Raw genomic sequence first — 19,440 nt, 5'->3', positions numbered from 1 at the left:
TTAGAACCTTGCCCCTCCATAAACCATCCACAGCAGCGCCGCCACCGCCCCCAGCACCACCCACGTCGCGTAGCTGCGGATATTGCCCGAAGCCTGCCGCCGCAGCCGGTCGCCGGAATCGCGCGCGGTGGTTGCGATGCCGTTCACCGCGCCGTCGATAAGGCCCACATCCACGCCGCGCCACAGTACTACGCGCGAAAACGCCGCCAGCGGCCGCGTGATCAGCGCGCCGTAGACTTCGTCAATCCAGTACTTGTTCAGGACCAGGTCATACAGTCCATGCATCGACGCGGCCAGCTTCTCCGGCGCCTCGGGATTTTTCAGGTAGAAGTACCAGGCCAGAGCCAGCCCGATAAAGGCGATAGCGACCGAGATGATGCTGACCGTCATTTCGCCCCCGGCGATGGGATGCGTCGGCAGCGTCGGCACCCCGGTGTCGAACACCGGCGCCAAAAAGTTGGTGAACCGGTCGCCCCACTCGATGTAGCCGCCGGTCAGTGCCAGAAATCCCAGAATCATCAGCGGCCACGTCATCACCCCCGGCGACTCATGCGGCCCATGATGTCCGCCGTGCTCTTGTTTGGCTACAAGCTGCGAGCTACTAGCTACCAGCTTTTTCTTCGGATCCGCAAAGAACGTGACGAACAACGCGCGGAACATATAGAACGCCGTCATGCCCGCAGCAATAGTGCCCACCGCCCACCACAGTACGCTGCCGTTGGCCGAGGTGAGCGAGTCATAGAGAATCCGGTCTTTGCTGTAGAAGCCGCTGAAGAAAGGAATGCCGCTGATCGCACAGGTGGCGATCAAAAACGTAATGAAGGTAATCGGTGCGTACTTCATCAACCCGCCGGGCGCGCCCGCGCGGATCTTCCACATATCCTGCTCGCCGCTCATGGCGTGAATCACGCTGCCGGCGCCCAGGAAGAGCAAGCCCTTGAAGAAAGCGTGCGTCATCAGGTGGAACACGCCCGCGCCGTACATGGCCGCGCCGCAGGCCATGAACATGTAACCGAGCTGGCTGACGGTCGAGTACGCCAGTACCTTCTTGATGTCGCGCTGCAGCAAGCCAATCGACGCCGCGAAGATCGCGGTCAGCGCGCCCACCGCCAGCACCACGCTCAGCGCGGCAGGCGAGCGGCTGTAGATCGCCGCCGAACGGCAGACCATATACACGCCCGCGGTGACCATGGTGGCCGCGTGGATCAGAGCCGAGACCGGCGTCGGGCCTTCCATCGCGTCCGGCAGCCAGACGTAGAGCGGAAGCTGCGCCGATTTGCCCGTCGCGCCCACGAACAGCAGAATCGCAATGATGGTCAGCGGCCCCGACCAGCCGTGTTCGACACCCATCTGCTTCACCTGCGGGAACAGCGCGCTATAGGTGAAGGTGTGGAAGTAGTCGAACATGAAGAACAGTCCCACCAGGAAGCCCATATCCCCGATGCGGTTGGTGATGAACGCCTTCATGCCCGCGCGGTTGGCGGATTCCTTGTTGTACCAGAAGCCGATCAGCATGTAGCTGGAGAAGCCGACGCCTTCCCACCCTACGAACATCAGCAGGTAGTTGTTGGCCAGCACCAGCACCAGCATGAAAAACATGAAGACGTTGAGCAGCGAGAAGAAGCGGTAAAATCCGCCGTCGTGCTCCATGTAACCGAGCGAGTAAATGTGGATCAGCAGCCCCACGCCGGTAATGATCAACAGCATCACCAGCGAAAGCGGATCGAGCTGAAACCCGAACGGAATGCTCAACACCCCGGCGCTGATCCAGGGCAGGTGCGTCTCAATATACGGGTGCGGAATAACGCTCCAGCGCGACACCACCCACAGCGCGTAGGCAAACGCCGCCGCCGGAAACGCCACGCCAACGGCGCCGGCAACGCGTTTGCTCCAGCGCCGCCCAAAGAGCAAGTTGGCGAGAAAGCCGAGGAAGCAAAGGATCGGGATTACCCAGAGGTGTAAGGACATGCGCTAATCTCGAAGCCTCGAAAGCTCATCCACGGCGAGGGTGTTGCGGTTGCGAACCACCGCAATGATGATCGCGAGGCCCACGGCCGCTTCGGCGGCGGCAACGACCATTACGAAAAAGACGAAGACGTTGCCCGCAATCTGATGGAGGGCGTGGCTGAAGGCCACAAACGCCAAGTTCACGCCGTTCAGCATCAGCTCGATCGAGATGAAAACCGTAATGATGTCTTGCTTAAAAAGAAAGCCGGCAATTCCGAGGCAGAAGAGGATGGCGCTGAGAATCAAGTACCAGGAAAGGGGAACCATAGCGACTTGCGGCTATTTGCCGGCGGCGACGCCGGCCGCTTCCTCCTTTTCTTCGGGTTCGGCGCTGACGGCGGCGGGGGCGCGCTTCTCCTGCCGCGCCGCGAGCACCACCGCGCCCAGCACGCCGACCAGGAACAGCACCGAGGTCACTTCAAACGGCAGCAGGAAATCATGAAACAGGCTCTCGCCAATCGGGCCGGTCTGCACGATATAGGTGCCAAAGCCGAGGTTGCGGCCGGCAAAGTCCGTGCTTACGCGCACCAGCAGCACGATGGCGAACAGGATCAGCACCGGAATGCCCATCAGCGCCGCGACTTTACTTTTCGACTCGCGCTGCACCTCGCCCGCGTTCAGCACCATGATCACGAACACGAACAGCACCATGATGGCGCCCGCGTAGACGATGACCTGAATGAAGGCGATGAACTCCGCGCCCAGAATCAGATACTCGACCGCCAGCGCGCCCATCACCGTCACCAGCGACAGGGCGCTGTAGATGGGGTGCCGCTGCACGAGCAGGTTGATCGCGCCCGCCAGCGCCAGCGCCGCAAAAATCAGAAATAGCGTCATCTGCATAGCGGCATCCTCACTGGAGCGCGACCACCAGACTGGTCACCAGCACGTTGGCGAGCGCCAGCGGCACCAGCACTTTCCAGCCGAAGGCCATGAGCTGGTCATAGCGGTAGCGCGGCAGCGTCCCGCGCACCCAGATGTAGAGGAACAGGAAGAAACAGACCTTGATCAGGAAGTAAATCGTCGGCAGAATCGCCATCAGCCACGCCGGCCCGAACAGCGGCCCCATCCAGCCGCCCAGAAACACGATGGTGGCTACGCAGCTTACGGTGATCATGTTCACGTACTCGGCCAGGAAGAACATGGCGAACTTCATGGCGCTGTACTCGGTGTGGTAACCGGCGCCCAGCTCGCCTTCGGCTTCCGGCAGGTCAAACGGAATGCGGTTGGTCTCGGCAAACGCGGCGCACAGATAAATGAAAAACGCCACGATCTCCGGGACGATAAACCAGATGTGCGTCTGCGCGTCCACCAGCCCGCGCAGGCTCAGCGTGCCACCCAGAATCAGCGGCCCGATCAGCGCCAGCCCCAGCGCCAGCTCGTAGCTGATCATCTGCGAGCCGCCGCGCAGCGCGCCCAGCAGCGAGTACTTGCTGTTCGATGACCAGCCCGCCAGCACAATGCCGTACACGCCCAGCGACGTTACGCCCAGAATCAGCAGCAACCCGACGTTAATGTCGGTGATCTGCAGCGGGATCGTGTAGCCGAACATATGCACGATGCCGCCCCAGGGAATCACCGTGATCGACAGCAGCGCCAGCACGACCGCCAGCGCCGGCGCCAGCAGATACAGGAACTTGTGCGCGGTGTCGGGCGTGACGTCTTCTTTGAGGATGAACTTCACCGCATCGGCCGCCGGCTGCAAGAGTCCGAACGGCCCCACCCGCGTTGGCCCCACGCGCGCCTGCATCCGGCCCACAATTTTGCGTTCGGCCAACTGAATGTAGGCCACCGCGGTGAGCAGAATGAACAGGATCACCAGGCACTTGATCAGCGAGACGACGAAAAAAGCGAGGTTCGACACTAGCGGGTTTTCTCCTCTGCCTCGGTGACGTCCGGCAAATGCCGCTCCAGCACCTGGTTGAGCGTGGCCGAGTAGCGGCCCAACGTACCGGCGGTGAACAAGGTATCGTGATTAGGCGCCAGCGTGCCCCCTTTTCCCTCTTCCCTCTTCCCTCCCGCCCCAGTCAGCACCGCTTCGCCGGACATTAATTTAGCCAGCGAGACGTTGTAGCCGGGCACCTGCTGCCGGATCTCCTGCAGCGTCCGCTCCGGATTCGCCGCGCCCCAGTCCGCACCCATGGCGATGGCGAGCTTATACAGAATTTCCAGATCGCTCTTGGCGCCCTCGAACCCTCCGCCCCGGCGCTGAAGCTGCAGTTCGCCGCAGGTATTGGTGATGGTTCCGGATTTTTCGTAAGCCGAAAGCGCCGGCAGCACCACATCCGCCGCCTGCGCGGTTTCGGTCAGGAAGAGGTCCTGCACTACGAGGAATCTTTGCCCCAGGCTGTCGCGCGTCTGCGGGTAGAGGCGGAAAGGGTTGGCGCCGGCCACATACAGCGCGGGCAGGCTGCCGTTCACCATCTGCTCCAGGTTCATGCCGCCTTCGCCGGGGTACAGCCCCATGTCTGACGCACCGCGGGAGTTGCTGTTGTCGCCCAGCAGCATGTAGCGCGTGGTCCCGCTGAGGCCGTTGCCGAATGCGATAAGCTGCCGCAGATCGTCACCGGCAATGTCGGGCGAGATCACCATGATCACGTCCTGCTCCTGCTGCAGGCGGGCGCGGAAATCCTGCAGGCTCTCATCGAGCGTCTGCGGTTCTGACACCGGCGTCTGCGGCCAGCGCTTTTCGCTGGCTTCCCCCACGCCGGTCAGCGGCGCCCCTGCGGCTTTGCCCTTGCCGTTCAGGAACTGAATTGCTGCGGCTTCGCTCTCGACCCGCGCGTAGCGGTACGCCTGCCGCCGCAGCTTGATCTCATTGCGGTTCAGCACGTACAGCCGCGTCTTGTGCAGCCGGTAGCCCCAGCGGATATTCCACGCCACCAGCGGATGCTCATCGGTCGGGTTGCCGCCCACCAGCAGCACCACCGGCGCCGTCTTGAGGTCGCTCATGGTGGCGAACGACTTTGCGTTACTGAGCAGGGTAGGGAAGTCGGCGGTGCGGTGATGGTCGAGGTGCGGCGTCCCCAGCACTTCGCGTGCGAACTTGCGCAGCGTATACGCCTCTTCGTTGAGCGCGCGCGTCGAGCCGATCACGCCCACGTTGCCTTTACCGATTTCCTTCCACTTCTCGGCAATCGTCTGCAGCGCAAACGCCCAGCTCACCGGTTTCAGCTCGCCGCCCATGCGCAGCAGCGGCTGCGTCAGGCGGTCCTTGTGCTGCGTGAAGTCGAGGCCATAGCGGCCCTTGACGCACAGAAAATCGCCGTTGATGCCGCTCTTGTCGCGGTTGTCGCCCCGCACCACGCGGTCGTTGCGCACCCCCAGCGTCGTCTTGCAGCCATCGCCGCAGAAAGTGCAGATGGCGCCCACATGCTCCATTTCCCACGGCCGCGTCTGGTAGCGGTACGCGCCGCTGGTGAGCGCGCCCACCGGGCAGATGTCAATGCAGTTGCCGCACTCTTCGCACTCAAGATGGTCCTGGTGGTTGGGAATGATGGTCGCGTTGATCCCGCGATTTGACACCCCCAGCGCCCACACGTCCATGCCCTCGCCGCACACCCGCACGCAGCGGTAGCAGAGGATGCAGCGCGGCCGGTCGAAGTACACCACCGGCGACCATTGCTGCTCCTCGCGGTGCCGCTTGGGCTCGACGAAGCGGGATTTCTCCGCTCCGTACTTGAAGGTCATGTCCTGCAGTTCGCACTCGCCGCCGGCATCGCACACCGGGCAGTCGAGCGGATGGTTGGTCAAAATGAACTCGATCGCCGACTTGCGCGCCTTGTGTACCGTCTCGCTGTCAGTGTTTACGTTCATGCCCTCAGTGACAACCACCGTGCAGGCGGTCTGCAGCTTGGGCATCTTCTCGATTTCGACCAGGCACATGCGGCACGCCGCCTGCAGCGACAGGTTCGGGTAATAGCAGAACGACGGCACTTCGATGTGCGCCTGCTTGCAGGCCTCAATCAGCAGCGTGCCGGCGGGCGCGGTGAGCGCTTTGCCATTAACCGTGAAATGAACATCAGCCATCAGTGCGCTCCCACCGCGACGGCGGTTTTCGCTCCAAACGGACAGGGCTTCCCCGCCAAGTGGTCCACAAACTCCTGCCGCCAGTGCTGCAAAATCGAAATCGTCGGCATCGCCGCGGCATCGCCCAAGGCGCAGAAGGTGTGCCCCAGAATGTTCTGCGAGACCTCCTGCATCAGTGCGATGTCGGCTTCGCGCCCGCCGCCGTTATGGAAGCGGGTGAGCGAGGTCTGCAGCCAGTTGGTGCCCTCGCGGCAGGGCACGCACCAGCCGCAGGATTCATGCCGGTAAAACTGCATGATCCGCAGCGCGAACTTCACCATGCAGGTCGTTTCGTCCAGCACCACCACGCCGCCGGAGCCCAGAAACGTCCCCACCTTGGCCATCGAATCAAAATCCAGATTGACGTTCCAGGCCACATCGGCGGGCAGCAGTGGCGTCGACGATCCGCCCGGAACCACCGCCTTCAACTTGGCGCCGTTGCGCATCCCACCGCCCAGCTCCTCGATCAGCCGCCGCAGCGGGAAGCCCAGCGGCAGCTCCCACACGCCCTGCTGGTTCACATGGCCCGAGAGGCAAAACAGCCGCGTGCCGCCGTTTTTCGGCGGCCCAAAGGCCGCAAACCACTCGCCGCCGTGCAGCAGAATGTGCGGCACCGAGGCCAGCGTCTCGACGTTGTTGATCACCGTCGGCCCGCCCAGATAGCCGCTCACCGCCGGAAACGGCGGCTTCAGGCGCGGAATGCCGCGCTTGCCTTCGAGCGACTCCATCAGCGCCGATTCCTCGCCGCACTCGTAGGCGCCCGCGCCGGTGTGGGCGTAAATGTCGAAATCGAAGCCGCGCCCGCGGATGTTCTTGCCCACGTAGCCCGCCGCGCGCGCTTCTTCCAGCGCCTTCTCCATCCGGTCGAGCAGATAGCGGTACTCGCCCCGGATGTAGATGTAGCCGCGCCGCGCGCCGATGGCGAGGCCGGCGATCAGCATGCCTTCGATGATCGAAAAAGGGTCGTACTCCAGAATCAGCCGGTCCTTGCACGTGCCCGGCTCGCTCTCATCGGCGTTGCAGAGCACGTACTTTTCGCGCGGCGACTGCTTGGGCACGAACGACCACTTCATGCCGGTAGGGAAGCCCGCGCCGCCGCGTCCGCGCAGTCCGGATTTCTTGACCTCTTCAATGATCGCCTCCGGCTGCATGGCAAAGGCTTTGTCCAGCGCCTTGAAACCGTCTGAGGCTAAATAGCCTTGCAGTGTGTAGGCGTCGGCCTGATCGAAGCGCCGGCTGACCACGCGCGTTTCGAGCGGATGCGCTTGCGTGCTCATGCCCCCTGCACCGCCCGCTCGCGATAGGCATCGAGTATCTGGTCCAGCCGCTCCGGCGTCAGCTCCTGATGAAAGTCATAGTTGATCTGCACCGCCGGCGCCCACGAGCATGCCCCCAGGCATTCGACTTCCTCCAGCGAAAACACCCCGTCCGCGGCCGTCTGCTTGTTGCCGATCCCCAGCCGCTTCTGGCAATGCTCGTACAGCTCCTCGCCGCCGCGCAGCAGGCAACTGATGTTGGTGCACACCTGCACGTGGTACTTGCCTGCTTTTTCCGTGCGCAGCATGGAGTAGTAGCCAATCACCTCGCGCACCGCCATCTCGCTCTCGCCCAGCAGCTCCGCAATGCGGGCAATCGCCGCCGGCGTCAGGTAGCCCAGCTCATCCTGCGCGTACATCAGCATCGGCACCAGCGCCGACCGCCGCGCCGGATACCGGCCCATGAGGTCCGCGAATTTTTGCTCCAGTCCTTGACTAAACGGTGTTGGCATAGCTCAAAGTTGCCAGTGGCTAGTGATCAGTGGCTAGTAAAGGCGCGGACGCCGGGCGCCCACTAGCAACTAGCCACTGGCAATTAGCCACTGTTTTCCTCACCGGTCCACATCCCCCAGCACAATATCAATGCTCCCGATAATCGCCACTACGTCCGCCAGCAACCGCCCCTCGATCATCTTGGGCAGCGCCTGCAAGTTGGCGAACGACGCCGAACGCATGTGGCAGCGGTACGGCTTCGGCCCGCCATCGGAAACGACGTAATAGCCCATCTGGCCGCGCGGCCCTTCTATCGCCTGGTAGGCCTCGCCGCGCGGCGCTTTGAAGCCTTCGGTCACGATCTTGAAGTGGTAGATGAGGCTCTCGATCGAGTACTTCATCTGGTCGCGGTCGGGCAGCACAATGCCCGGCGCATCGACCTTCCATGCGCCTTCCGGCATGCCGTCAATCGCCTGCCGGATGATCTTCACGCTCTCGCGCATTTCCGCAATGCGCACCAGGTAGCGGGCATAGACATCGCCCTCGGTGCGCGTGGGCACGTCAAACTGAAACTCTTCGTACGACGAATACGGCGAGGTTTTGCGCAGATCGCTCGCCAGCCCCACCGCCCGCAGGCACGGGCCGGTCACGCCCCAGGCGATGCAATCCTCCGGCGAAAGATAGCCGATGTCCTTGGTGCGCCCGACCCAGATGTTGTTCTTCGTCAGCAGCGCTTCGTATTCGTCGATGTGGCCGGGGAAGGTCGCCAGAAACTTGTTGATCCGCTCCGCCCAGCCCAGCGGCGGCTCCAGCGCCAGCCCGCCCACGCGGAAGTACGAGGTCATCATCCGCTGCCCGCTGAACATTTCGAAAATTTTCAGCAGCTCCTCGCGCTCGCGGAAGCAGTACAGGAACACCGTCATGGCGCCGATGTCGAGCGCGTGCGTGCCCAGCCAAACCAGATGGCTGTTGAGCCGCGTCAGCTCCGTCAGCAGCACCCGCGTCCACTGCGCCCGCCGCGGAATTTCAAGTTGCAGGAGCTTTTCCACCGCCAGCACGTAGGCCAGGTTGTTGCACAGCGGCGCCAGGTAATCAATCCGGTCGGTGAGGGTGACGACCTGCTGGTAAAACTTCGACTCCGCCGATTTCTCAATGCCGGTATGCAGATAACCGATGTCGGGCCGCGCCTTGACGATGACCTCGCCATCCAGCTCCAGGACCATGCGCAGCACGCCATGCGTGGAGGGGTGCTGCGGCCCCATGTTCATGATCAGGTTGCGGCTGCGGTCCTGCCCCTGCTCGCCCGCTACCGGCTCAAACGTGGTCGCCATTAGCAGCAACCCTCCAGCGCAGCGCCGGCCTGGGGCTCAGGGGCCCCCAGGGCGACGCGAGCAAAAGCGGGACGCGCGGCGGCGCCGCGCAGGGACCCGCGCCAATAAAAAGCCGGGTGCTGCGGCCCCATGTTCATGATCAGGTTGCGGGAGCGATCCTGCCCCTGCTCACCCGCCACAGGCTCGAAGGTGGTCGCCATGGTTACCGGTAGCCCTCCACCGGATAATCCTTGCGCAGCGGATGCCCCTCGAAATCGTCCGGCAGCATCATCCGCGTCAAATCCGGATGCCCCACAAACCGCACCCCAAACAGATCGAACACCTCGCGCTCAAACCAGTTCGCCGACGGCCAAATTGTCGCCAGCGTCGCCGGTGGGTTGGCTTCGCCGCAGCGCGTCTTGATTCGCTGCCACTGGAAGGTCCTGGTGTTGTGAAGCTGGCAGACGACCTCGAACCGGTCCGCTTCCGGATACCAGTCCACGCAGGTCAGATCGCAGAGCTGATCGAATCCCTCGCCGCGCAGACGCTCGGCGAGGGCACGCCACTCGCCGGGGGTGGTGGTGATGGTGGCCTGTTCGTTCATTAATCTTCTGAGGCTCGCTCCGGCCGGTTCCAGTCGATCACGCCCTTGGTCCAGATGTAGTAGAACCCGGCCAGTACGATGGCCACGTACACCAGCATCTCGAAGAAGCCGAACAGCTTCAGCTTCTTCATCTCAATCGCCCAGGGAATCAGGAATACGGCCTCAATGTCGAACAAAATAAAGATGATCGCCACCAGGTAGAACTTCACCGAAAAGCGGTGCTCGGCATCACCCACCGGCGTGATGCCGCATTCATAGGCTCCGCCCTTCACCGCCGTGCGCTTGTGCTGGCCGATCAGGTACGACAGCGTGATGATGATCGACGCCAGCCCGATCGCCAGCACAAGCTGGATCAGGATCGGCAGATAGCTGGCCATGTAGGACGGAGGCATCGGTGTAGGCGGTGCGGAACTTCCGACTATAAAGGCACCCCCGCCACCCTGTCAATAAATCTCAGCGAATTCCCTGAATTCGGAAACCTTCCTCGCGCGCGGCGTCCGCGAGTCGCTCGTCAAAGGTGACGAAGTCGAGCGGCTGTGGGCGGGTTTTGGCAGCGAGTACCGCGGCCGCGAGCTGCAGCGCATCCGCCGCCCGCAAGCTATGACGACGCAGCAACCGCACGGATTCGGCGCGCAGGTCGTCATTGGGTGCGACCTCGTTCCACGTGACCACCATGCGTTCGAGGCGGCGCCAGGAAGCTTCGCTCTCGGCCGCTGCCAACCGTCCCTCGCGTTCCCGCCGCGCCAGCGAGCTGGCGCACTCGACGCGGCTGCCCCACCAGACCATCATGCCCTCATCCTGGTGCATCAACGCTTCGGCCCGCGCGGTGAACACGTCGGTAACAATCAGAGGCGACAGCGCGGATGCGTCCCAGAATCTCACCTGCCCTCGCGCCTCTCCTCCAGCAGCGCAGCGGTCAGGTCAACCCCCGCCACCTTGATCGGAGGCTCGCGCAGCCACGTTTCGGAAGGTGCATGCTTGCGTGGCGTGACCAGGCCATCGCGGACTAACGCCGCCAAAGCTTCATCCTCGCTAAGGTCGCCGGCCCGCACCGGTTCCAGCCGCGCCACCGGGCGCCCCCGGTCGGTGATCAGCACCCCGTTGCCGGAACGCAGCCCGTCGATCAGGGCGCTGAGGTTGTTTTTAGCCTCGGAAATGCTCGCGCGCTTCATCTGGCTATTGTAGCCTTTTCGCTGGGCGCCACTAGGCCGCCCCAAGTCTAACCAAGCCAAAATAGCTTAATGAAAACGGCGAGCATTACGGAGGCCAAAAACAACCTGAGCAAGCTCATTGATGGGCTGCGCAGCGGTCCGGTGCTGATCACCGACCGGGGCCGTCCGGTGGCGCGCCTCGATGCGGCGGCGTTCAGCGCGGCAGCGGAGCAAGATGCGCGGATTGCGGACCTGGAGCGGCGGGGCGTGCTGCTACCGGCGCGCGAGCCGTTGCCTCACGACTTCTATACGCGTCCGCTTCCCAAACTGCCGGAGCCGGGATCGCTGCTGCGGGCGCTTCTCGATGAGCGCGAGGAGAACCGATGAGATTTTGGGACAGTTCCGCTCTCGTGCCGTTGCTCGTGGATCAGCATCAGTCGGCGGAACTCTGAGGCCTGCCCGAGGAAGACATCGCAGTTTGGTGGGCGACGGAGGTCGAATGCGCTTCCGCGCTGGCACGGCTGGAGCGCGAATGCCCGCGTGGAGCGGATTTTATGGCGCTGAGCTAGAGCCTGGATCGCGCCAGCCGCGGCTGGCGGCAGGTAGCGCCCAGCGACACGCGGCTGGGCTGGGGCTATCGGGCCCCCAGCTCAGCCGCGCGCCAGTCAAAGAGATCAAAGGTTTGGCCGTTCGATTGTTGCGGCAGCACGCGTTGCGCGCGGCCGATGCGATCCAGCTTGCCGCCGCCCTCGTTGCTTCACCCACTCGTGCGGACCTCTTGCCGTTCGTTTGTCTCGACGAGCGGCTGCGGGCCGCGGCCGCGCAAGAGGGCTTCCCGCTGCTGCCGGCTTGAGGGGCGTGGGCACGGCCGGCGCCGCCGTGACGGTGCAGCGTTGCAGGCGGATGCCCAACTGCTTTTCCATCCGCTGCAGGTCGGCGCGCTGGCCAGGGGTAACGAAGGTGCTGGCGCGGCCGCTGCCGCCGGCGCGGCCGGTGCGGCCAACGCGGTGGACGAAGTCGTCGGCGACTTCGGGCAGGTCGTAGTTGATGACGTGCGCTACATCATCCACGTGAATGCCGCGTGCGGCAACGTCGGTGGCCACCAGGATTTGAAACTGCCCGCCCTGGAATCCGGCCAGCGCCTTGGTGCGCTGCGCCTGCGAGCGATTGCCGTGGATCACCGCCACGGCAAAGCCGTCGCGCACCAGCGTTTTTGCCAGCCGGTCGACGCCGTGCTTGGTGCGCGCAAAGACCAGGCAGCGCCCCCGCTCGCGCCGCAGCAGGTCCTGCAGCTGACTGAGTTTCTGGCCATCGCCGAGTTCGTAGGCATCGAGCTGAATCGAAGGCACGGGCTTGCCGACCGACCCCAGCGCCAGCCGCTGCGGCTTGCGCATGGCCGCCCGCGCCAGCTCCTCGACCTCGGGCGGCATGGTGGCGGAAAAGCACAGCGTTTGCCGTTCGCGCGGCGCCGCCGCCACAATGCGCCGGATCGCCGGCAGAAAGCCGACATCGAGCATGCGGTCGGCTTCATCGAGCACCAGCACGCTAATGCCGGTGAGCGAGACGAGCTTGCGCTGCAGAAAGTCTTCGAGGCGCCCGGGCGTCGCCACCGCGAGGCGTGCGTGGCCGCGCGGCGGCAGCGCCGCGAGTTGCGGACGCTCGTTCATGCCGCCCACCAGCAGCGCCGCCGGCGGCAGCCCGCGCGGCCGCAACAGCTCGTACTGCGCGACGATCTGCATCGCCAGCTCGCGCGTGGGGGTGAGCACCAGCGCCTGCAAGCCGTGCGGCCGCGCGGCGCTGGCTCCTGGCAGCAAGTGCTGGAGTATCGGCAGCAAAAACGCCAGCGTTTTGCCGGTGCCGGTTTGCGCCGTGGCCAGCACGTCCTGGCCGGCGAGCGCCGGTGGCAGCGCCGCCGCCTGCACCGGAGTGGGGGTTGAGAATTGGGCCGCCGCGAGGCGGTCAAGAATCGCCGGCGCCAGCGCCAGCTCGGTAAAGGTGCTCATGAAGTCAGAACTTTCCCTGCGAATGTACGCCAAGCCAAACGGAAAATCGAACGAAGGCGGGGAATTCCTGAACCTGGAAGGGCGAAGGGCACCACACCACACGAGCCCGTGTGATATTCAGCGTCCCAAGCAGTGTAGCATGTTAATCCTGCCGCAGCGCCACGGCGGGATCAACCCGCGCCGCCCGCCCCGCCGGAACCCAGCAGCTCAGCAGTGCCACCGCCGCCAGCATCGCCGCAACCGCGGCAAACGTCCGCGGATCATCGGGCGCCACGCCGTACAGCACACTCGCCAGCACGCGCGCCAGGCCGGCCGCTGCGAGCAGTCCCACGCCCAGCCCAATCAGCGCCGGCCGGATCCCCTGGCCGATCATCATCCGCACCACCGCCCCGCGCTGCGCACCCAGCGCCATCCGCATCCCGACTTCGCGCTTGCGCTGCACCACGCTGTAGGAGACCACGCCATAAATCCCCAGGCACGCCAGCAGCAGCGCCGCCCCGGCGAACAGCGCCATCAGCAGCAATCCAAAACGGCGCGGCGCCAGCGAGGCCGCCACAATCGCGCCCATGCTGCGCAGCGGTGGCACGGCCACGCCCTGGTCCACCTCCGCCAGCGCCCGCCGCAGCTCGGGCGCAATCGTGGCGGCCGGCAGCGCCGTGCGCAGCAGCAGTGAGCTCGACAGGTAGCCCTTGAATGGCTGATAAATCACTGCCGACAGTCCCGCGGCGAGGCTGACCGCCCGCGTGTTGGCCACCACGCCGACTACACGATAGCCCGTAAATCCTCGTCTCACGTCAAACCGCTGCCCAATCGGATCAAGCCCCGGCCAAATCTCCTGCGCTGCAGCTTGGGAGATGACCACCGCATCGCTGCCCGCATCCGCAGCCGTCAACTCCCGGCCCTCGATCAGCGAAATACCCAGCAGGTGAAAAAACTCCGGACTCACCGGCCGGTAGCTCGCGAACAGTCGCGGCGGGCCTGGTGCGGGCGCGCCCGTCCAGACGCCGTTGTCGTTGATTGTTCCGCTCAGCGGCAAAAAGGTGGTCGCCGCCGCAGCCTGCACGCCCGGCAGCTTGGCCGCTTCCGCCATTGCCTTGTTCCAGAAGGCGCGCTTCTGCGCACCGTTGCCGTAGTCCGCGGTTGGCAACTGCAGGTTTGCGGTCAGCACCTGCTCGACCGCAAATCCCGTGGGCGCATTGGCGAGCCGCGTAAAGCTCGTCAGCAGCAGCCCCGCGCCGATCAGCAGCACGGTGCTCAGCGCCGTCCCCCCGCCTACCAGCAGTCCGCGCAGCCGCAGCCGCGCACCGCTCTCGCCCGCGCGCGCACTGCTTGCACGCAGAGCCTCCTGCGGATTGCCTTGCGCCATCCGCCATGCCGGTAGCACTCCGGCCAGCAAACCCGCCAACAACGATGCGCCGAGCGTCACCAGTAGTACCGTGCCGCCCAAATGAATATTTGCGGTCCGCGGCATACCCGCCGGCGCCAGCGCCAGCAGCGCCTGGAACCCCCCGGCCGCCAGCGCTACGCCCAGAGCCCCGCCCGCCAGCCCCAGCAGCAGCGATTCGATCAGCGCCTGCCGCAGCAACCGTCCGCGGCTGGCCCCGAGCGCGCTGCGGATCGCCGCTTCCGGCTGCCGCGCGCTCGCCCGCGTCAGCGCCAGATTCGCCAGATTCACGCAAATCAGCAGCAGCACCGCCAGCACTGCCGCCAGCAGCATCCACAGCGCGCGCCGCCAGGCGTGCGCAATCATGCTCCGCAGCGGCGTCAGGATCGTGGTCGCATGCGCCGCACCAAGGTTCGGTTCCCGCTGCACGATGCTGTTCAGTTCCGCCACGGCTTCCGCTTCGCTCACTCCGGGCTTGAGCCGCGCAATCGCCGCCAGTCCGTTCCCGTGCAAATTTTCTTGCGTGATCACGAAGGGCACAAATAGCGCCGCTTTCGGCCCCGGCATCTGCATCCTGATCAGATTGTCGAACGCCGGAAAGTGAAACGCCGCGGGCAAAACCCCCACGACTGTGTAGCTCGCGCCATTCAGCGCGATACCGCGCCCCACGATGCCCGCATCGGCATGAAACCTGCTCCGCCAAAGCGCGTTCGTCAGCACCACCTCGTGGCCGTATCCGGCCTGATCCGCGTGCTGCGAAAATCCCGGGCCCAGCTCGGGCGTGACGCCCAGCACCCGAAACAGATTGGCGCTCACCCCGTCGGCATCGAGCAGCGCCGGACGGCCCGCCCCGGTCAGGTTTACCTGCTCGCCGCCGTCAACTTCGGCGATCCCCGCCAGCGTTTTGGCCTGCGACCAGGCCAGGAAGTCGGCCGGCGCAATCGGCAGGGTCGGAAACGTCTTCGCCAGCTTAGGCACGTACAGCTCCAGCGCCACCAGTTGCTTTGGATTGCGGTAGGCCAGCGGCTGCAGGAGCACGCCGTTCACCACCGAAAAAATCGCCGTCGTCGCTCCCAGCCCCAGCGCCAGCGTCAGGATCGCCACCGCCGCGAATCCCGAGCTGCGCCGAATCTGCCGCCCGGCGTAGCGCACATCGCGCAGCACCGACTCCAGCCCCGCGAACGTCCACAACTCGCGGCTGGCTTCCTGCGCGAGCACGTCGTTGCCGAAGCGGTAGCCCGGCTGTTCTGCCCGCATGGCGCGGTGAAATTCGAGTTCGTCGCGCAAGTCACGGTCAAGCGCGTGCCGGCGCCGCAGCGCCTTCAGCCGCAACCACAGCGCCGTCGTCCATTCCGGCATGCTAGGCCTCCATCACCCGCGCGATGGCCGCGGCCATCCGCGCCCAATGCACCGACTCGGCTTCCAAGTACTTCCGCCCGCGCGCCGTCAGCCAGTAATACTTCGCCCGCCGCTTGTTCTCCGACACGCCCCACTCTGCCGCCAGCAGCCCGCGCAGCTCCAGCCGGTGCAGCGCCGGATACAGCGCCGCTTCCTCGACGCGCAGCACATCGTCCGAGCGATGATGAATCGCCTCGGCAATCGCATACCCATGCGCCCTCGCTGTCCGCGCCAGCGTCTTCAGGATCAACATGGCGAGCGTCCCCTGCACCAGCGCGCTCGTCCGCTCTCGCTTGCCTGACATCATGTGTTTAGGGGAGTATGCGCCCTACGGACCGCAGTGTCAATTGCATGCAGACCTATAAAGCAGTGAACCCAGGCAGCCGCAGCGCGCCCTGGTCAAACGTGTACGTCGTGCTGCAGCCGGCCTGTTCGCCCAACGTGGCAATGACGGCATCGGCGAACTCTCCCGTGCCGCGCCGGAGCGCGTTGAGCGCTGGCAATACCGCGACCTCATGTTGCACGCGAACGGTTTGCGAGAGCAGCAACGGCTCCAGGGCTGCCACAACTTCGGATCGGCTTAGCCGGTAGCTGCGGCGCAGCACCCAAATGAGCTCTGACAGTGCCACGATCGTGACGTACCCAGGGTCTGTGGGCGTGAGGCGCTGCAGCAGGCCGTCAGCTTTGGCGGTTTGCGCTGCATCGTCGCGGACGATATAGCGCACCAGTACGTTGGCCTCGATCCCGACCATCAGCGGCGAGCGCGCGGCAGGCCGCTTTCAATGGCACCCTGCTCGATGGCGTGCTGCATGGCGCGCAACGATACGGGTTTGCGCCCAGGCCGGGCGAACATCCCGCGCAGCGCCGTGACCGGCACCGTCGGCAAGATCACCCAATGACCGTCAATGTTCTTGAAAAATCTAACGGTGTCCCCCGGCTTGACGCCCAGCGCCTCGCGCAGGGCCTTAGGAATGGTCACCTGCCCCTTGCTGGTCAGCTTGGATTCCATGTATTACATTTTAGCCAAAGTAATGCCTCAAGTTCGCACGAAGTTCGTGCTACACTAGTTGCGTGCAAAAGAATGTGACCATACGGCTGTCCGAGGAGGCCGCCGACTGGGCGCGCATCGAGGCAGCCAAGAAAAAAACCTCCGTATCGCGCATGCTGGGCGAGATGCTGGAGCGGGAGATGCAGCGCGAAGCCGAGCATCGGCGCGCCTTTCAGAACTGGACGCAAGAAGGTCGGTGGCCTCAGGGCAGGCCCGAGCCTGGCTGGCGTTTTTCCCGTGAGGAAACGCACGAGCGCGGCCATCATGACTGGTCGAAATGACCGGATCGATTTTCGTCGACAGTAACGTCCCGCTGTACTGCGTGGATGCACGCAACCCTGAAAAGCGCGACCGCGCGCGCTTGTGGATGGAACAGCTTGGGATGCGCGAGATCGGCCGCCTGAGCTGGCAGGTGGTCCACGAGTTCAACTGGAACGCCCCTCGAAAGTTGGGCATCAGCGTTGCTGCGACGCGGGAGTTTGCCGAAGAGATGCTGCTGTGGGAGCCGGTGGGCGCATCTGCGGGATTGGTTCGCCGGGCGTGGTCCTGGTGTGACCAGGCGCAGGTGGCGTACTGGGACGCTCTGATTGTGGCCGCGGCGGAAGTTTGTGGTGCCGGCTACCTGCTGAGCGAAGATCTCCAGCCGGGTCGGCGCTTTGGCGCGCTCCAGGTGGTCGATCCTTTCGGCGAAGCCGGAACCGCCTTGCTGGCCACGCTATCCTGAAAGGATGGAGTTTGCGCTGGAGAGCCAATATACGCCCCGCGGCGATCAGCCGCAGGCGATTGAGCGCCTGAGCGCCGGCATCCGCTCCGGCGAGGCCGCCCAGGTGCTGCTCGGTGTCACCGGCAGCGGCAAGACCTACACCATGGCCAAGGTCATCGCCGGGATGAAGCGTCCGGCGCTGGTGATGGCCCACAACAAGACCCTCGCTGCCCAGCTCTACCACGAGTTCAAGAACTTTTTCCCCGGCAACGCGGTCGAGTACTTCGTCTCCTACTACGACTACTACCAGCCCGAAGCCTACGTCCCCGCGGCCGATCTCTACATCGAAAAAGAAGCCACCATCAACGACGAGCTTGACAAACTCCGCCTCTCGGCCACGCGCTCGCTGTTCGAGCGCCGCGACTGCATCATCGTGGCGTCAGTCTCCTGCATCTATGGCCTGGGCTCGCCGGAAGCCTACTACGGCATGCTGCTGTTGCTCGAACAGGGCCAGAAGATCCGCCGCGAGCAGATCCTGCGCAAGCTGGTTGACATTCTCTACGTCCGCAACGACCACGACTTTCAGCGCGGCACCTTTCGCGTGCGCGGCGACGTCATCGAGGTCTTTCCCACCTACGACGATTACGCCTATCGCATCGAGCTGTTCGGCAGCGAAGTCGAGCGCCTCTCGCAAATCGATCCCTTGCTCGGGGAAGTCCGCCAGACCTATCAGCGCCTGCCCATCTACCCCAAAACGCATTACGTCATGAAGCCGGAAACCAAAGAGCAGGCCATCCGCTCCATCCAGGCCGAGATGGCCGAGTGGTTGCCCGAGCTCGAGCACCAGGGTAAGCATATGGAGGCGCAGCGCCTGGAGCAGCGCACCCGCTTCGACATCGAGATGATGCGCGAAATCGGCTACTGCCACGGCATCGAGAACTACTCCCGCCACTTCACTGGCCGTGCCCCCGGCCAGCCCCCACCGACGCTGCTTGACTATCTGCCGAGTGACACGCTGGTCTTTCTCGACGAGAGTCATCAGACCTTGCCCCAGCTCCGGGGTATGTACAAGGGCGACCGCGCCCGCAAGGAAACCCTCATCCAGTACGGCTTTCGCCTGCCTTCGGCGCTCGACAACCGCCCGCTCAAATTCGAGGAGTTCAACCAGCGCGTCGGCCAGACCATGTTCGTCTCCGCCACCCCCGGCCCCTACGAGCTGCAGCAAACCGGGGGCGCGGTCATCCAGCAGGTCATCCGCCCCACCGGCTTGCTCGACCCTGCCATCGAAGTTCGCCCCAGCAAAGGCCAGGTGGATGATCTGCTGGCCGAAATCCGCGCCCGCGCCGAGCGCAACGAGCGCGTCCTGGTCACCACGCTGACCAAGCGCATGGCCGAAGATCTGGCCGAGTACTACGGCGAGGCTGGCGTCAAGTGCCGCTACCTGCACAGCGAGATCGAAACTCTCGAGCGCATCAAAATCCTGCGCGATCTCCGCCGCGGCGTCTTCGACGTCCTCATCGGCATCAACCTGCTGCGCGAAGGTCTCGACCTGCCCGAAGTCTCTCTCGTCGCCATCCTCGACGCCGACAAGGAAGGCTTTCTGCGCTCCACCGGCTCCCTCATCCAGACCATGGGCCGCGCCGCCCGCCATCTGCACGGTGAGGCACTGCTCTACGCCGACGTCATGACCGGCTCCATGCAGCAGGCGATTGAGGAGACCACCCGCCGCCGCAAGCTGCAGGAAGAGTTCAACGCCGAGAACGGCATCACCCCGCAAAGCATCCTGCACCCGCTCGATGCCGCCCTGGTCGGCGTGGCCGAAGGCGACTACGCCACGCCGGTGGCGCTCGATGAGTCCCTCGACGAATTCCCGACCGAAGAGGCCTTAACCGCCTACCTCAAGCAGCTCGAGGCAGAAATGCGCGCCGCCGCCAAGCTCTTCGAGTTCGAGCGCGCCGCCAAACTCCGCGACCGCCTGCGCGAACTCCGCGACCGCCAAATCGCCGTGTAAGCTGG

At 64.5% G+C, this 19,440-nt stretch carries 22 protein-coding genes; 4 read left to right on the top strand and 18 right to left on the bottom strand.

Annotated features, from left to right (window positions below):
• The 13 genes from EPN33_01650 to EPN33_01590 form a co-directional block, all read right to left on the bottom strand.
• Nucleotides 1-1,968 carry an NADH-quinone oxidoreductase subunit L gene (locus EPN33_01650; protein TAN24495.1) on the bottom strand — a complete coding sequence of 656 codons (1,968 nt, stop codon included), beginning with the start codon at nt 1,966-1,968 and terminating at the stop codon, nt 1-3.
• Between the two features lie 3 nt (nt 1,969-1,971).
• Nucleotides 1,972-2,274 (bottom strand): NADH-quinone oxidoreductase subunit NuoK, encoded by a 303-nt coding sequence (nuoK, locus tag EPN33_01645; protein ID TAN24494.1) that lies wholly within the window; start codon nt 2,272-2,274, stop codon nt 1,972-1,974.
• Between the two features lie 12 nt (nt 2,275-2,286).
• Nucleotides 2,287-2,850 (bottom strand): NADH-quinone oxidoreductase subunit J, encoded by a 564-nt coding sequence (locus tag EPN33_01640; protein TAN24493.1) that lies wholly within the window; start codon nt 2,848-2,850, stop codon nt 2,287-2,289.
• A gap of 10 nt (nt 2,851-2,860) precedes the next feature.
• Nucleotides 2,861-3,871 carry an NADH-quinone oxidoreductase subunit NuoH gene (nuoH, locus tag EPN33_01635; protein TAN24492.1) on the bottom strand — a complete coding sequence of 337 codons (1,011 nt, stop codon included), beginning with the start codon at nt 3,869-3,871 and terminating at the stop codon, nt 2,861-2,863.
• Entirely contained in the window at nt 3,871-6,036 is a 2,166-nt protein-coding gene (nuoG, locus tag EPN33_01630) for an NADH dehydrogenase (quinone) subunit G (GenBank protein ID TAN24491.1), read from the bottom strand. The genes nuoH and nuoG overlap by 1 nt, the downstream gene beginning before the upstream one ends.
• Entirely contained in the window at nt 6,036-7,352 is a 1,317-nt protein-coding gene (gene nuoF, locus EPN33_01625; GenBank protein TAN24490.1) for an NADH oxidoreductase (quinone) subunit F, read from the bottom strand. Before nuoF ends, nuoG begins: the two co-directional genes overlap by 1 nt.
• Complete coding sequence (locus tag EPN33_01620; protein ID TAN24489.1) at nt 7,349-7,843, bottom strand: NAD(P)H-dependent oxidoreductase subunit E; 495 nt, start codon at nt 7,841-7,843, stop codon at nt 7,349-7,351. Before EPN33_01620 ends, nuoF begins: the two co-directional genes overlap by 4 nt.
• 99 nt (nt 7,844-7,942) lie before the next feature.
• Nucleotides 7,943-9,154, bottom strand: coding sequence for an NADH-quinone oxidoreductase subunit D (locus tag EPN33_01615; protein TAN24488.1), 1,212 nt, complete (start codon nt 9,152-9,154; stop codon nt 7,943-7,945).
• A complete protein-coding gene (locus EPN33_01610; protein TAN24487.1) occupies nt 9,154-9,354 on the bottom strand; it encodes a hypothetical protein in 201 nt (66 codons plus the stop codon). The genes EPN33_01615 and EPN33_01610 overlap by 1 nt, the downstream gene beginning before the upstream one ends.
• Nucleotides 9,355-9,356: 2 nt before the next feature.
• Entirely contained in the window at nt 9,357-9,737 is a 381-nt protein-coding gene (locus tag EPN33_01605) for an NADH-quinone oxidoreductase subunit C (protein ID TAN24486.1), read from the bottom strand.
• Nucleotides 9,737-10,129, bottom strand: a complete 393-nt coding sequence (locus tag EPN33_01600; protein TAN24485.1) for an NADH-quinone oxidoreductase subunit A — start codon at nt 10,127-10,129, stop codon at nt 9,737-9,739. The genes EPN33_01605 and EPN33_01600 overlap by 1 nt, the downstream gene beginning before the upstream one ends.
• 61 nt (nt 10,130-10,190) lie before the next feature.
• A complete protein-coding gene (locus EPN33_01595) occupies nt 10,191-10,619 on the bottom strand; it encodes a PIN domain-containing protein (GenBank protein ID TAN24484.1) in 429 nt (142 codons plus the stop codon).
• On the bottom strand, nt 10,616-10,909 hold the full coding sequence (locus EPN33_01590; GenBank protein ID TAN24483.1) for a type II toxin-antitoxin system prevent-host-death family antitoxin: 294 nt from the start codon (nt 10,907-10,909) through the stop codon (nt 10,616-10,618). Before EPN33_01590 ends, EPN33_01595 begins: the two co-directional genes overlap by 4 nt.
• Before the next feature lie 69 nt (nt 10,910-10,978).
• Here EPN33_01590 and EPN33_01585 point away from each other — a divergent pair, with 69 nt between their 5' ends.
• Nucleotides 10,979-11,275: a type II toxin-antitoxin system Phd/YefM family antitoxin gene (locus EPN33_01585; GenBank protein ID TAN24482.1), complete on the top strand. Its 297-nt coding sequence runs from the start codon at nt 10,979-10,981 to the stop codon at nt 11,273-11,275.
• A gap of 287 nt (nt 11,276-11,562) precedes the next feature.
• On the opposite strand, the gene EPN33_01580 is transcribed toward EPN33_01585, so the two are convergent.
• The 5 genes from EPN33_01580 to EPN33_01560 all read right to left on the bottom strand — a co-directional run bounded on the left by EPN33_01580 (nt 11,563) and on the right by EPN33_01560 (nt 16,682).
• The gene (locus EPN33_01580; GenBank protein ID TAN24727.1) at nt 11,563-12,855 is read right to left on the bottom strand and encodes a DEAD/DEAH box helicase; all 1,293 of its coding nucleotides are present in this window, start codon (nt 12,853-12,855) and stop codon (nt 11,563-11,565) included.
• 178 nt (nt 12,856-13,033) lie between these two features.
• Entirely contained in the window at nt 13,034-15,634 is a 2,601-nt protein-coding gene (locus EPN33_01575) for an ABC transporter permease (protein TAN24481.1), read from the bottom strand.
• Nucleotide 15,635: 1 nt separating this feature from the next.
• Nucleotides 15,636-15,977: a PadR family transcriptional regulator gene (locus EPN33_01570; protein ID TAN24726.1), complete on the bottom strand. Its 342-nt coding sequence runs from the start codon at nt 15,975-15,977 to the stop codon at nt 15,636-15,638.
• Between the two features lie 55 nt (nt 15,978-16,032).
• Nucleotides 16,033-16,425 carry a PIN domain-containing protein gene (locus tag EPN33_01565; protein ID TAN24480.1) on the bottom strand — a complete coding sequence of 131 codons (393 nt, stop codon included), beginning with the start codon at nt 16,423-16,425 and terminating at the stop codon, nt 16,033-16,035.
• Nucleotides 16,425-16,682: an AbrB/MazE/SpoVT family DNA-binding domain-containing protein gene (locus EPN33_01560; protein ID TAN24479.1), complete on the bottom strand. Its 258-nt coding sequence runs from the start codon at nt 16,680-16,682 to the stop codon at nt 16,425-16,427. The genes EPN33_01565 and EPN33_01560 overlap by 1 nt, the downstream gene beginning before the upstream one ends.
• Nucleotides 16,683-16,744: 62 nt before the next feature.
• Here EPN33_01560 and EPN33_01555 point away from each other — a divergent pair, with 62 nt between their 5' ends.
• The 3 genes from EPN33_01555 to uvrB are packed head-to-tail and all read left to right on the top strand — an operon-like array spanning nt 16,745 to nt 19,435.
• Nucleotides 16,745-17,002, top strand: coding sequence for a CopG family transcriptional regulator (locus EPN33_01555; protein ID TAN24478.1), 258 nt, complete (start codon nt 16,745-16,747; stop codon nt 17,000-17,002).
• Entirely contained in the window at nt 16,999-17,445 is a 447-nt protein-coding gene (locus EPN33_01550) for a PIN domain-containing protein (protein ID TAN24477.1), read from the top strand. The genes EPN33_01555 and EPN33_01550 overlap by 4 nt, the downstream gene beginning before the upstream one ends.
• A 4-nt stretch (nt 17,446-17,449) precedes the next feature.
• Entirely contained in the window at nt 17,450-19,435 is a 1,986-nt protein-coding gene (gene uvrB / locus EPN33_01545) for an excinuclease ABC subunit UvrB (GenBank protein ID TAN24476.1), read from the top strand.
• Nucleotides 19,436-19,440 lie beyond the last annotated feature (5 nt).

This window comes from Acidobacteriota bacterium (assembly GCA_004299485.1).
Classification (GTDB): Bacteria; Acidobacteriota; Terriglobia; order Terriglobales; family SCQP01; genus SCQP01.
Note: the sequence above shows the minus strand (reverse complement) of the source record. Positions and strands in the feature narration are given on the sequence as shown.